8 protein-coding genes and 1 tRNA gene are annotated in these 14,612 nt (G+C 72.7%); all 9 read left to right on the top strand.

Features of this window, described 5'->3' with window-relative positions; genetic code table 11:
- Positions 1-97: 97 nt before the first annotated feature.
- The 9 genes from gltX to OGL88_RS15430 all read left to right on the top strand — a co-directional run bounded on the left by gltX (position 98) and on the right by OGL88_RS15430 (position 14,583).
- Complete coding sequence (gene gltX, locus OGL88_RS15470) at positions 98-1,585, top strand: glutamate--tRNA ligase (protein WP_263092020.1); 1,488 nt, start codon at positions 98-100, stop codon at positions 1,583-1,585.
- Between the two features lie 10 nt (positions 1,586-1,595).
- Entirely contained in the window at positions 1,596-2,594 is a 999-nt protein-coding gene (locus OGL88_RS15465; protein ID WP_263092019.1) for an NAD(P)/FAD-dependent oxidoreductase, read from the top strand.
- Positions 2,595-2,639: 45 nt separating this feature from the next.
- Positions 2,640-2,711, top strand: a tRNA-Gln gene (locus tag OGL88_RS15460).
- Between the two features lie 338 nt (positions 2,712-3,049).
- Positions 3,050-5,827: an alpha/beta fold hydrolase gene (locus OGL88_RS15455; RefSeq protein WP_263092018.1), complete on the top strand. Its 2,778-nt coding sequence runs from the start codon at positions 3,050-3,052 to the stop codon at positions 5,825-5,827.
- Positions 5,828-6,167: 340 nt separating this feature from the next.
- Positions 6,168-7,097, top strand: a complete 930-nt coding sequence (locus tag OGL88_RS15450; protein ID WP_205462643.1) for a glycosyltransferase family 2 protein — start codon at positions 6,168-6,170, stop codon at positions 7,095-7,097.
- Positions 7,094-8,056 (top strand): glycosyltransferase family 2 protein, encoded by a 963-nt coding sequence (locus OGL88_RS15445; protein WP_111086028.1) that lies wholly within the window; start codon positions 7,094-7,096, stop codon positions 8,054-8,056. Before OGL88_RS15450 ends, OGL88_RS15445 begins: the two co-directional genes overlap by 4 nt.
- Positions 8,053-11,604: a glycosyltransferase gene (locus OGL88_RS15440; protein ID WP_263092017.1), complete on the top strand. Its 3,552-nt coding sequence runs from the start codon at positions 8,053-8,055 to the stop codon at positions 11,602-11,604. Before OGL88_RS15445 ends, OGL88_RS15440 begins: the two co-directional genes overlap by 4 nt.
- Positions 11,591-13,579: a PIG-L family deacetylase gene (locus tag OGL88_RS15435; protein ID WP_263092016.1), complete on the top strand. Its 1,989-nt coding sequence runs from the start codon at positions 11,591-11,593 to the stop codon at positions 13,577-13,579. Before OGL88_RS15440 ends, OGL88_RS15435 begins: the two co-directional genes overlap by 14 nt.
- Positions 13,576-14,583 (top strand): glycoside hydrolase family 16 protein, encoded by a 1,008-nt coding sequence (locus OGL88_RS15430; RefSeq protein WP_263092015.1) that lies wholly within the window; start codon positions 13,576-13,578, stop codon positions 14,581-14,583. The genes OGL88_RS15435 and OGL88_RS15430 overlap by 4 nt, the downstream gene beginning before the upstream one ends.
- Positions 14,584-14,612 lie beyond the last annotated feature (29 nt).

Here is a 14,612-nt window from a genome sequence, read left to right as displayed (position 1 = left end):
CCGTAGTAACACCAGGGAACCCCTGACCAGCACTGGTCAGGGGTTTTCTGCGTTCACGGGTCGCTCGAGCAGGACGTGACGGTAGCATTGGCGGGTCATGACTGCGCCATTCACCTCTGCTTCCGGGTCCGAGATCCGCGTCCGTTTCTGCCCGAGCCCGACGGGGACCCCGCACGTGGGGCTCATCCGCACGGCGCTCTTCAACTGGGCGTACGCACGCCACACCGGCGGCAAGCTCGTGTTCCGCATCGAGGACACCGACGCCGCGCGGGACAGTGAAGAGTCCTACGCGCAGATCCTCGACGGCCTGCGCTGGCTCCGGCTGGACTGGGACGAGGGCGTCGACGCTGGCGGCGAGCACGGACCGTACCGGCAGTCGGAGCGCACCGCGATCTACGACGACGTCATCGCGAAGCTCAAGGCGTCCGGGCACATCTACGAGTCCTTCGTCACCCCCGAGGAGATGGAGGCCCGCAACAAGGCTGCTGGCCGCGATCCGAAGCAGGGCTACGACAACCACGAGCGGGACCTGTCCGACGCCGAGCGCCAGGCGTTCCGCGACCAGGGTCGGGAGCCGGCGCTGCGACTCCGGGTCCCGGACCGTGACCTGAGCTTCGACGACCTCGTCCGTGGCGAGATCACCTTCAAGCAGGGGACGTTCCCGGACTTCGTGGTCGTCCGGCCGAACGGCAAGCCGCTGTACACGTTCACGAACCCGGTGGACGACGCCCTGATGGGCATCACGCACGTCCTCCGCGGCGAGGACCTGCTGTCGTCGACCCCGCGACAGATCGCCCTGTACGAGGCGCTGTACGAGATCGGGCTCGCACCGGCGATCCCGGTGTTCGGTCACCTGCCGTACGTCATGGGCGAGGGCAACAAGAAGCTCTCGAAGCGCGACCCCGAGGCGAACCTGTTCCACCACCGCGACGCCGGCATGATCCCCGAGGGGCTCGTCAACTACCTGGCGCTGCTCGGCTGGTCGATCGGTGCCGACCGTGACGTCTTCTCGATCGACGAGATGGTGGCGGCGTTCGACGTCACCGACGTCAACCCGAACCCGGCGCGCTTCGACCACAAGAAGGCCGAGGCGATCAACGGCGACCACATCCGGCTGCTCGAGGCGTCGGACTTCCGTTCCCGGCTCCTGCCGTACCTGACCGACCTCGTTGCCGACCCGCCGACCGCGGAGCAGACCGAGGTCCTGACGAAGGCGGCGCCCCTCGTCCAGGAGCGCATGCAGCTGCTCGGCGAGGCCCCGGCGATGCTCGGCTTCCTGTTCACCGCTGACGCCGACCTGGTGGTCGAGGACGACGCACTGGCATCGCTCAAGGGCGACACCGGCGCCGTGCTCACGGCCGGCATCGCAGCGCTCGAGCAGCTCGACGACTGGCGCACCGAGGCGATCGAGGGGGCCCTCCGGACGGCGCTCATCGACGACCTCGGGCTGAAGCCCCGGGTTGCCTTCGGTCCGCTGCGCGTGGGGGTCTCCGGGCGCCGGATCAGCCCGCCGCTCTTCGAGTCGATGGAGATCCTCGGCAAGGAGTCCACCCTGACGCGGCTCCGCGCCCTCGCGGCCCGCTGAGCGGCGAACGATGAGCACCGCGGACAGCGCTGCAGGGCCCACGGACGCGCCGAGCCCCCCGGTCGTCCACGACGTCGCGGTCATCGGCGCCGGACCGGCCGGCTTGAGCGCTGCGCTCAACCTGGTGCGGGCGAAGCGCACGGTGCTCCTCGTCGACGCCAACCGGCCGCGCAACGCAGCGACGCTGCGGTCGCACGGCTTCCTGACGCGCGACGGGATCTCCCCGCTCGAGCTCCGGAAGCTCGGGCGTGCCGAGGTCGAGGAGTACCCCGAGGCGACGATCGTGCAGGCCGTGGTCGACCTGGTGGCCCCCGACGCCGACGGCTGGCGGCTGCACGGGACCTGGCGCGGCACCGAGGTGGATGCGCGGGCGCGGACCGTCGTCGTCGCCACGGGGCTGCGCGAGGAGTTCCCGGCACTGCCGATGCTCCGTGCGTTCTACGGCACCGCGGTGCACAGCTGCGTCGAGTGCGACGCGTACGAGAAGGCGGGGGAGCCGCTCGCGTTCATCTGCGAGACCGACGACGTCGTGGACCGGGCACTGCTCATCGCGGCGTGGGCCGACGACCTCATCGTCTACACGAACGGTGTCGCTCCGCTCGACGACGCGGGGCGGGCGCGGCTGGCACGTGCCGGTGTCGTGGTCGACGAGCGGGTGATCGAGGACCTCGAGGGCGACCGGACCGGCATGACCGGTGTCCGGCTCGTCGACGGCCACGTGGAGCCACGGACGGGCGGGTTCGTCCGGCCGACCTGGCACGCCGACCTCGACTGGCTCCGCACCGACACGCCCGGCGCGCCGACGGCCCCGGAGCGCGATGCCCAGGGACTCCTCGTCGTCGACCGGGTCGGCCGGACCACGGTTCCCGGGCTGTACGCCGTGGGGGACGTGACCCCTCCCGGGCCGGAGCAGCTCATCGTCGCCGCCGGACACGGTGCCACGACGGCCGCGGCAGTGCACCGAGACCTCGTGGGTGGTCTCGTGGACCTCCGGGATGCTGTACAGTAGTTGATCGTGCCCCGGACAACGGGGACAGAAGGCCAGCAGGCCTTTTGGGGTATGGTGTAATTGGCAACACAGCGGTTTCTGGTACCGTCGTTCTTGGTTCGAGTCCAGGTACCCCAGCACTCGAAGAACAGCCCCCGGGATCCCCGGGGGCTGTTCTCGTCTCCGGACTCCTGCGTCTCCGAGCCTCCATCGGAGATCCACAGGCTCCGGACTGCGCATCCCGAGGTTGCGCGGAACCGCACGATGCTCCGCGCCCACCCGGGCCGGCCCCGGCCCTGAACCGTCCCCGTTCGGGGGCCGAGCACGCTGGCGGAGGTGCGCCGGGCCTCCCGGTCGGGTTGCGTGACCCCGCACCCCGCGTGACACGGCTCGTGGGCCGTACCGCGTCGGACGTACCGTCGCAGGACCGGCGCGGGACCCGCGGCGGCCCGCCGACGAGCATCTGAGGTGTCATCGTGACCTCCGCCGACCCGCTGACGACGACCGAGCACTGGACCCACCGCGCCGCGATCCCGCTGGCCGACGACCACTCCGTCCTGGACCGCTGGGACCGTGTGGTCGCGCTCCACGGCGACGCCGCTGCTCTTGCCGGGGACGGCCGTCCCTACACGTTCACCGAGGCGGACCGGGCGGCGCGCGACCTCGCCTCGGTGCTCGGGGCCGAGCTCCGACCCGACGACCACAGTGGTGCCGGCGTCGGCGCCGTGGCCGGTGGCGCGTCGAAGCCGGTCGGGGTGATGGCCGGCCAGACCACCGAGGCCGTCGTCGCGATCCTGGCACTCGTCCGCGCGGGGCGCACCGTGGTGGTGCTCGACGAGCACCTGCCGGCGGTCCGCCTCGGGCACGTCGCACAGCTCGCCGGGGTCGACGAGGTCGTGGCGGACGCCGCACGCGCCGACCTGGCGGCGACCGTCGTCGCCGACCGTGACGGCCGGGTGCACGCACTCGACGAGCTGATCGAACGACGCGGCGAGACCGCGGGCAACGGAACGGAGACGAGCTCTCCGGCCGACGCGAACGGCACCACAGCGGCCGACAACCGTGCCGGCACCCGCCCGGGCGGCCACGACGCGTTCGCGATCGTGTTCACCTCCGGCTCGACGGGCATGCCGAAGGGCGTCGTCCTGACGCACCGGCAGCAGCTCGCGAACGCCGAGCAGGACGCCGTCGCCCTCGGCACCGGACCCGGCGACCGCCTCGGCGTGGTCCTGCCGCTGTCGTTCGCCGCCGGCCTGCTGTTCTCGTTCGACACGCTGCTGAGCGGCGGCAGCGTCGTGCTCCTCGAACCCCGCGAGCTCGGGGTCGAACGCCTGCTCGCACGGTTCGCCGACGACGGTGTGAACGTCCTCGTCTGCACCCCGCACCTGCTGCGCTCGATCGTCGGCTCGCAGACGGCTCCCGGGGCGCAGGCGTCCGGGGCGGGCCCCGCGCTCGGCGGCCTCCGCTTCCTGATGACCACCGGCGAGGCGGTGACCGGTGCCGACATCGCTGCTGCCCGACCGCACCTCGACCCGACGACACTGCTGCTGAACGCCTTCGGGTCGAGCGAGACCGGCTGCGTGGCGTACTGCCCCGTGGAACCCGGTGCCCCGGCGCCCGAGGGCGTCGTGCCCGCGGGGTGGCCACTGCCCGGCAAGCAGGTGCTCGTGCTGCGCGAGGACGGCAGCCCCGCCGACCCGGGGGAGACCGGCGAACTCGTCATCGTCTCCCAGGGCCTGACCGCCGGGTACTGGGGCGCCCCGGAGAAGACCGCCGAGCGCGCCGGACGCACCGACGACGGCACGCCGACCTGGCGTCAGGGGGACCTGGCCCGGATCGAGCCGGACGGGCGGCTCGTGCTGCTCGGACGCTCCGACGACGCCGTCAAGGTGCGCGGGTACCTCGTGGAACCGAGCGAGGTCGAGGCGGCGCTCCGCGCGATCCCCGAGGTGCACGACGCCGTCGTCACCGCGCAGGTCGACCCGCCCGCCGTCACGCGCCTCGTCGCGTACGTCGTCGGCCGTCCGGGCCAGCGCACGCCCGCGCCCGCGGCCCTGCGCCTGGCCCTGCGCGACCGCCTGCCGGAGTACATGGTGCCGGCGTCGATCGTGCCCATGACCGAGCTGCCGCGGAACGAACGCGGCAAGGTCGACCGTGCCGAGCTGCCGGGAGCACCGAGCATCGAGACCGAGATGGTCGAGGGCGAGTACGACCAGTGGGAGCTCGTGGTCGGGCAGATCTGGGCCGAGGTGCTGGGCCTGCGCGGCGTGCACCTCGACGAGGACTTCTCGGCCCTCGGCGGCGACTCGTTGTCGGCGGAGGAGATGCTCGCGCTCGTGCAGAGCCGTCTCGGCATCGACCTGCGCTCGTCGGACGTCCTGCAGCACCCGACGCTCCGGGCGTTCGCCCGTCGGGTGCGGAGCGGCACGACGGCGCTGCCGAGCCACCCCGACGTCGTCAAGGTGTCCGGCGCGCGCGAGTCCGGCCGTCCGCCGGTGTTCTGCTTCGCCGGCGGTGGAGCGCTCGCCCTGACGTTCCTGCCGTTGTCCCGCTACCTGCCCGAGCACGACGTGTACGCGTTCCAGCAGCACGGCCTCGAGCGTCGGGGTGTGCCGGACTGGAGCATCCAGGCCAGCGCCCGCCGGTACGTCGCCCTGATGCGCATCGTGCAGCCGCGCGGACCGTACCTGCTGGTCGGCCACTCGCTCGGCGGGCTGATCGCGCTCGAGATCGCCCGGCTGCTCACCGAGAGCGGTGAGCAGGTCGAGCACGTCGCGTTGCTGGACACGTACCTGCCGCGGACCGGGGCCGAGGGGGTCCGACAGCAGTTCGGACGGCTCGAGCCCCGCGAGCACCGCAACCCCGCCGTCCGTGTCGTCAGCCAGCGCCTCGCCGGGGCCGTCCGGCGGGTCATGCCGTCCGGCATGTCGTGGGGCGAGCACGTCGCGAAGCGGGCGCGGGCCTACAGCGCGGGCGTGCTGCGGCACGGTGGGCAGAAGGACTTCGACGCCTTCTTCGACCAGGCCGAGCTCGTCACCCGGCGGCACCACCCGACGCCGTTCCACGGACGGGCGACGTACGTGCTCGCCGATGCGAACCCGGACGCGACCGGCTGGTCCGCGCTGCTGCGCGGGCGGACCGAGACCGTGCGGATCGCGGCCGAGCACAGCTCGCTGCTGCGGGAACCGCACGTGGCCGACCTCGCGACGGCGCTGCGTGCGGCGTTCGCGACGGAGGGCGCGGCCCGGAACTGAGCCGGGTGACGGACGGGAGGCGCGGGGCCAGCTGGCACCGCGCCTCCCGTCCGCCTGTCGGAGCGTCCACGGCACGCGGCCGGCGCGGTGTTGCGGGTTTCCGTATCCGCAGCCGAGTGTCCGCAATGGACCGCACCGCGCATTGACCGCCTGCCAGCCCGCGACGATGGTTGGACACGCGGGGGAGAGTACCCACTCACCTGCGAAGCCGGCGGCGTCGTACCCGCGTCCCGCTGCTCGACCGACGACGGTCACCGTCGTCGGTGCGTCATCCGAGGACGCGCCGCTCGTCACACGAGCCACAACCCGACAGCAACCCTGACCCGACAGGACCGCGCCCATGCCCGCACGTACCGTTCGCCCTGCAGACCCGAGGGTCTCCGTCGTCATCCCGGCGCGGAACGAGGCCCGAAACCTCGAGATCATCCTGCCGAAGCTCCCGCCGGTGTACGAGGTGATCCTGGTCGACGGCAACTCCGTCGACGACACCATCGCCACCGCGCAGCGCGTGATGCCCGACATCCGCGTCGTGCACCAGACCCGCAAGGGCAAGGGCAACGCCCTCGCCTGCGGGTTCGAGGCCGTCACCGGCGACGTCGTCGTCATGTTCGACGCCGACTGCTCCGCCGACCCGGACGAGATCCCGCGCTTCGTGCAGGCGCTCGTCGAGGGTGCCGACGTCGCGAAGGGCACCCGCTACTCGCTCGGCGGCGGCAGCGACGACATCACGATCGTCCGCAACATGGGCAACCGTGGCCTGAACATGCTCTGCAACATCATCCTCGGCACCCGCTACAGCGACCTCTGCTACGGCTACAACGCCTTCTGGGCCGACGTCCTGCCGGAGATCGGCCTGCTGTCCTCCGAGCTGCCGAAGCCGTCCGACGGCTCGATGCTCTGGGGCGACGGGTTCGAGATCGAGACCGTGCTCACCTGCCGCTGGTCGGCCGCCGAGCTCGCGATCACCGAGGTCCCCAGCCACGAGAAGCTCCGCGTGCACGGCTCGAGCAACCTGAACGCCGTGACCGACGGCATCCGCGTGCTGAAGTCGATCATGCACGAGCGTCGTCGCGCAGCGATCGGCCGCTCCGAGGTCCGTCGCGCGGCGATGAGCGTCGTGCCGCCGGCCGAGCAGCTGGCCGCCGCACCGCACGCCGCCGCACCCCACGCCGCGTCGGCCGGAGCGCACGCCTCGGTCCACGCGGCCGGGCACGCCCCGCACGCCGCCCCCGTCGCCGCCGTGGCCAGCCTCGAGGAGGAAGTCGCGTGACGACCGTCGCGGTCGTCATCTGCGCCTACACCCAGCAGCGCTGGGGCGACCTGCAGGACAGCGTCGAGTCCGCCAAGCGCCAGCCCGAGGCCCCCGAGGTCGTCGTCGTGATCGACCACGAACCCGAGCTCCTCGCCCGCGCCGCGGCGCGCTGGCCCGAGCTCCGCGTCGTCCCGAACACCGAGGACCGCGGCCTGTCCGGCGCCCGCAACACGGGCGTCGCCCTCACCGACGCCGACGTCGTCGCGTTCCTGGACGACGACGCGACGGCCGACCCGGACTGGCTCGGCCACATGCTCACCGCCCTCGAGGACCCGGACGTCGTCGGCGTCGGCGGCCGGGCCACACCGTCCTGGCCCACCGCCACCGGTGCCGGCCCGTACGCGGACGAGCTCCTCTGGATCGTCGGCTGCTCCTACCGCGGCCTGCCCGAGACCCCCGGCGACGTGCGCAACGTCATCGGCTCGAGCATGGCGTTCCGCCGTGACGCGATCATGCTCGCCGGCGGGTTCCGCTCCGGCATCGGCCGCGTCGGCAACCAGCCGCTCGGCTGCGAGGAGACCGAACTCTGCATCCGCATCGCACAGGCCCGTCCGGGTGCACGCATCCGCCACGAACCGCGCTCGAACGTCTCGCACCGGGTCTCCCCGGACCGCGTGACGATGCGCTACCTGCGCCGTCGCAGCTACTACGAGGGCATCTCGAAGGCCGTCCTGAGCCGACGCGTCGGCACGGGTGACTCGCTCGCCAGCGAGTCGACGTACCTGACGAAGGTCATCCCCGGAGCGGTGCTGCGCGAACTGCGCCACATCGGTCGTGGCGGTGCCCTGCGTGCCTTCGCGATCGTGCTCTCCGTCGCGTCGACCGTCACGGGTTACGCCGTCGGGCGTGTCCTCGGTGGCGTCGTCGTCCGCACCCCGGCTCCCGTCCCGGTCGCACAACCGGTGGGTACGCGGTGACCCGCGCGACCCTGGCGATGGTCATCTCGCCGATCGTGACCGGGGCGCTGTCCCCGACGTGGGACGGCGCCCTGTGGGTCGGCGAGGTGGACCGCGCCGACGTGCACGCGTCCAGCCACCGCGACGTGGTCGCACTCGAGGGCGCCGCGGGCTACCGGCGCGCTCGACTGCTCGTCCGCGACCACGGTGAGCCGCTCGGCTTCGTCGAGGCGGACATCACCGAGCGTCGCCGCATCGGCGGGACGATCGACGTCCGCGCCCTCCAGCGCGCGATCCGGCCGATGCCGGGACCCGAGCGTCGGCCGGCAGCAGGTCTGGTGCTGCCGTCCGTCACCGTGGTGCTCTGCACGGACGGGGCCGCTGGTACCACCATGCGGTCGGTGCTCGCCAACGAATACCCCGACTTCGACGTCGTCGTCGTCTCGCACGGCGCCGACGACGGCGGCACCGCGACGGTCGAGATCGGCGGTCGGCACGTCACCACGATCGCCGCGCCGACCGGTGGCCTCGCGGCCGCCCGCAACGCCGGACTCCTCGCCGCGAGCGGCGAGGTCGTCGCGTTCGTCGCCGAGGGCGCCGTCGTGGACGGTGGCTGGGTCGCCGCGTTGGCAGCCGCGTTCGCCGCGGACCCCGACGTCGCCTGCGTCACCGGTCTCGTCCCCAGCGCCGAACTGCGCACCCCCGCGCAGCGCTGGCACGACGACCGCACCGCGGCCGGCCGCACCGTCCGCCGTCGGGTGTTCCGCCTCGACGACACCGACGACGCGCCCCCGCACCACCCCTTCGCCGCCGCTGCCTACGGCACCGGTGACAACCTCGCCGTGCACCGCGCGACCGCGCTCCGGATCGGCGGCTTCGACACCGCCTTCGGACCGGGCACCCGCGTCGGTGCCGGCGACGACCTCGACCTCTTCACACGACTGCTGTTCGCCGGATCCGCGATCGCCGTCGAACCGGCCGCCATCGCGTGGCAGCGATCGGCGGACGACGTCGCGTCGCTCCGCGCCGCTGCAGCCGCGCACGGCCACGGACTCGGAGCCTGGATGACCAAGAACGCCATCGACCGCGAGTCGCTCACCGCATCGGTGGACGCAGCGCCCGAGGCGCTCAGCGCCTTCGCACGACTCGGCCTCGAGCAGGGCGACCGTGCGACGGACATCGCCGGCGACCAGCCCGGTGACGCGGACCGCGTGCCCGACGCGGTCGACGCCGAGTTCGCCGCCACCCAGCGACGGCTGCGCGGGGTCGAGCAGCGCTCGGTCCTGACGGCGCCGTTCCTGGCGCTCGTCGAACGCCTGCGTGGCGGCGGCACGATCGACCGGAACGCCCGTGGTCGCCACGAGCTCCGGCACGGCCTGGCCTCGGCCGGTCCCGCCCGCCCGCTCGCGGTGGACGCGATGAGCCCGATCGCTCGACTCACCGCAGCGGCGATCGTCGTCCTGACGCTCCTCGTCGCCGGGGTCGCCGCGATCGCCGGACTCCCGGTGCTGCGGGGGAGCGCGATCGGCGTGTACCTGTTCGCGCTGCTCGGCGTCGCACCCCTCCTGCTCGTCCGCCCGATGCCGCTGGCACGCTTCAGCGTCTTCGCGGTCACGGCGTCGCTCGTCGGCACGATCGGCATCGGCTACACGATGGCGACGTTCCAGCTCTGGAACCCCACGGTGCCGTTCGTCGGGGTCGTCGTGCTCACCGCCGTCGCCCTCGCGATCGCCGTGCCGCGTGACGTCGCCGAACTGCAGCGCGCCCGCCTCGAGCCGGCCGCCGACGGCACCACGGCCCGCCGCTGGACCACGACCGACACCGTCACCGCCGGCTCGGTCGTCGGCCTGCTCGTCATCGTCGTCGCCGCGCTCACGCACATCGGCGACCCGGTGCCGGACGGGCTGTTCGGGTCGCTCGGGCCGGGCCTGGTCATCGGACTGGCGATCGTCGTCGCCGCTGCCGTCGTCGCCCTGGTGCGCGGTCGCGGACTCGCGATCCCGGTCGTCGTGCTCGGCGGGTCGATCCAGCTCGCACAGGCCATCACCTACGGCATGCCCACCGTGATGGCGGCCGCCCGCCACATCGGCGTGCTCGAGTACATCCGCCGCTGGGGCTCCACGAACCCGGCCGCCGACATCTTCCAGACGTGGTCCGGCCTGTTCGCCGGCGGCGCCTGGGTCGCGGACGTCGGTGGGATCGACAACGCGATGACCATCGCCGCGTGGGTCCCCGTCCTGCTGGCCTTCAGCACGACGATCGCCGTCGGGGTCCTGGCCGCCAACTGGCTGTCCGGCAACCGTCGCCCCTGGATCGCCGCGTTCCTGACCGCGATGACCGGCTCGCTCAACACGACGTACTTCTCGCCGCAGTCGGTGGGCATCCTGATGTCCCTGGTGATCCTCGTGCTGGCCGTCGGCCCGCTGCGACGCACCGCGGTGACCGCAGCCGACGGCGTCCGCTCGACGATCCTGCGGGCACGCCGCGTCGGCCTGTCGCGGATCATCACGATCACCGTGATCGGCATCGTGCTGGTCGTCACCCACCAGATCTCGCCGTACCTGACGGTCGCCGCACTCGTGACGCTCATCGTGTTCCGGCTGCTCCGCCCCTGGTGGCTGCCCGTCGTGGTGCTCGTGCCGGCCGTCGGCTTCGCGCTGCTGAACGACGACATCCTCGGCAAGTTCCTGTCCCTGGGCGCCGTCGGCAAGGTGCTCGACAACGTGCAGCCGCCGTCGCACGACATGACGGTCCTGCCGAAGCCGCTCGTCACACGGCTCGCGTTCGACATCCCCGCGGCAGCCCTCGTGGTCCTCGGCCTCGTCGCCGTGATCACCGTGCTGATGCGCCGCGACCGCGTGCACTGGGGACTGCTGGCCACGGCGGCGAGCCCGATCTCGCTGCTCGTGGCGACGAACTACGGCCAGGAGGGCATCTTCCGTGTCGTGCTGTTCGCGACACCGTGGATCGCGATCCTGGCGGCTGGGCTCCCGATGCCCAGCGGCCGGCTGGCTCCCGTCGGTCGACTCGTCACCCGTGCGGTGCGGCCCACGGCGGTCAAGGTCGTCATCGCTGCGGCCGCGGTCGCCGCGATGGTCGGGATCGGCGCGTTCGGTCAGACCGCCCTCGACTGGAACCGCGTCCCGACGCGCAGTCAGTCGGCGGCGACGCAGTTCTACGACGCGAACGCGCCGAAGGGCTCCATGATGCTGCTGACCGGTTCGGCGAACGCCGTCCCGAGCAACACCGGTGCACGCTACTTCGACGTCGGGGCGCTGTCCCGCGAGGTCCTCGGGGCGTACCCGGAGCCGGAGGGCTACGACGCCGAGGCCGACGTGTCCACGATGACCCGCCAGCTCGTCCTGGACTGGCCGGCGACGAAGTACTACGCACTGGTCGCCGAGCCCTTCGGCGCCTACGACGAGCGGTACGGGTACCAGACCGACGCCGACTACCAGGAGCTCGCGGCCGCCATGGCCGACTCGCCCTACTGGAAGCGCGTCTTCGGCTCGGGCACCACCGCCGTCTACGAACTGACCCCGGCAGGACTCGCACATGCCACGAACTGAACACCGCACGACCCGGGCCCCCCGGCGGACGTGGCGCACGCGCGCCGCGTCCGCCGGGGCGGTCCTGGGGGTCCTGGCGGTCGTCGTCGCCGTCATCGCCGGACCCGGCGGTGCGATGTCCGCCGACGCACGAGGCCGGAAGACACCGCCGCCGAGCACCCCGACCAGCACGTCGACGCCCACGCCGAGCAGCACACCGACGAGTGGCACGCCCTCCGCGAACGCCGACTGCAGCGCTGGCCGGGTCCTCACGATGGTGGCGCACGCCGACGACGACCTGCTGTTCTCCGGAACCGAGCTCCGCGCCGACATCGACGCCGGCAAGTGCGTCCGTTCGGTCGTCGTCACCGCAGGTGACGCCGGCAAGCCCGCCTGGTACTGGCAGGCCCGCGAGGACGGGTTGATGGCGTCGTACGCGTCGATCGCCGGCGTCTCGTCGAACTGGACCGCCGGGCAGCTGTCGGTCGCCGGCCACACGCTCCGCATGGCGACCCTGGCGACGGCCCCGCGGCTCAGCCTGGTGTTCCTCGAGCTGCCGGACGGCAACATCGACGGCTCCGGCTTCGCGGCCACGGGCGGCGAGAGCCTGGAGAAGCTCTACGAGGGCCAGATCAGCACGATCCACACCGTCACCGGGGCAGCCCAACCGACCTCCTTCTCGCTGACCGACCTGCGCGCGACGTTCTCCGGGCTCGTCACCGGGTACGCGCCGACCGAGATCCACACGCTCGACCACGGCGGCACGTACGGCGACGGCGACCACAGCGACCACCACACCGTCGCGTACCTCGCCGACCAGGCGCAGTCCGCCTACACGGCGACGCACACGTTCACGGGCTACCTCGGGTACCCGATCGCGGACCGTCCGTCGAACCTGAGCTCCGCGCAGACGGCCGCGAAGGCCGCCGCCTTCTTCGCGTACGCCGCGTACGACGGTGAGACGTGCGGTTCCACGTCCGCCTGCGCGTCGCGCCCGGAGGGCTCCTGGCTGAGCCGGCAGTACGCCGTCGGCTCGTCGGCCCAGCCCCCGACGGACCCGCCGACCTCGCAGGGCACCGACGTCACCGCCGGTGCGACCGTCACCGCGAGCGCCGAGAACCCGGCCGACGGTCAGACCGCCGTGAAGGCCGTCGACGGTGTCGTGAGCGGCTACCCGGACGCCCCGACGGCGGAGTGGGCGGCGCCCGGTGGCCGGGCGGGCACGTGGATCCAGCTGAACTGGTCCGTCGGCACGACCCTGCACGAGATCGACCTGGCCGACCGGCCGAACGGCGACGACCAGGTGACCGGCGGCACGCTGACGTTCTCCGACGGCACCAGCGTCGCCGTCCCGTCGCTCGACAACGGGGGAGCCGTGCAGCGCGTCGCGTTCAGCGCCCGACAGGTCACCTGGGTGCGGTTCACGGTCGGTTCCGTGAGCGGCACGACCCGGAACGTCGGCCTCGCCGAGATCCGGGCGTTCCGGCCGGCGGACACCACGCCGACGCCGACGCCGACGCCCACGCCCACGCCGACGCCCACCCCGACGCCGACGCCCACCCCGACGCCGACGGTGGCGGACGTCACCGGTTCGGCCACCCCGACCGCCGCGTGGGACGACCAGTCCACCGGGCAGACCGTCGCGAAGGCCGTCGACGGCGTCGTGTCGGGCTACCCCGACAACCCGACGGCCGAGTGGGTCGCCCCGTGGGGCCGGACCGGGGTGTGGATCCAGCTGGACTGGGCCGCCTCCCAGCACCTCGGTCGGATCGTCCTGCACGACCGCCCGAACAGCTCGGACCAGGTCACCAGCGGCACCCTGACGTTCTCGGACGGCAGCCAGGTCGCGGTCGGCACCCTGCCGAACGGCGGCGACGCCCTGACGGTCGACTTCACCCCGCGTGACGTCATCTGGGTGCGGTTCACGGTGACGGGCGTCTCGAACAGCACAGGCAACGTGGGACTCTCCGAGATCCGCGCGTGGACGACCGGATGACCGACGAGCAGGGTGACGGCCAGGAGGCCCGCCCCACCTGGTCGGAACACGTCGCCGACGACGCGGCATCGGCCCACGGCGCCCCACCGGCACACGGTCGCGGCCTGTCCCGGCACCGACCGCCGCGGCGCCCCGGCACCCGCCGGACCGCGCTCGCGGCCGGCGCCCTGCTCGTGGCTGCCGGCATCGTCGCCGGCACCACGACCGCGACCACCACGGCGAACGGTGACGACGTGACCCTCGACGACCCGAGCGGCGTCTCGATGCCGAGCTCCGAGCCCGAGGGGTGGACCCGGGTGTTCGGCGAGGACTTCGCCGACGCCGCCACGAACCGGACGTTCGAGTCCCGGTACTCGGACCGGTTCGTCGCCTACCACGGGTTCGCCGACACCGCGGGGACGGGGCGCTACCAGGCGTCGACCCTGTCGACGCACGACGGCGTGCTCGACGTGCGTCTGCGCACCACGCGCGCCGGGGTGCCGCTGGCGGGAGGTGTCGTGCCGCTCGTCGACGGCGAGTGGGGCGGGCAGACCGCCGGCCGGTACAGCATCCGGATGCGCAGCGACGAGGTCGACGGCTACGGCGTCGCCGTGCTGCTCTGGAGCGACGAGAACCTGTGGTCGGACGGTGAGATCGACTTCCCCGAGGGAGCGCTCGGCGCGCCCGCGTGGCTCAACGTGCACTGCCTGGCCGACCCCGCCGAGAAGTGCATCCACCAGCAGACCGAGGCGTCGCTGAAGGACTGGCACACCTACACGATCGAGTGGACCGCCGACCGGATGTCGTTCCTGGTCGACGACGAGGTCGTCGGTACCACGACGGAGAACATCCCGACCGCTCGGATGCACCTGGTGGTGCAGGCCGGGTCGAACGCCGGGAACCCGCCTGCGGACGCCGCCGGGTCGCTCCTCATCGACTGGATGACGATCGACGTGCCTGCGGACGGTGCCGAGCCGAGCGCGTCGGTGCCGGACGACACCGCGACGACGGTCCCGAACGACTGAAGCGGCGCCGACGTCGTCGTCGGCACCGC

This window comes from Curtobacterium sp. RIT-PI-V, from assembly GCF_025642935.1.
Classification (GTDB): domain Bacteria; phylum Actinomycetota; class Actinomycetes; order Actinomycetales; family Microbacteriaceae; genus Curtobacterium.
This window is presented reverse-complemented; position numbering and strand designations above follow the sequence as displayed.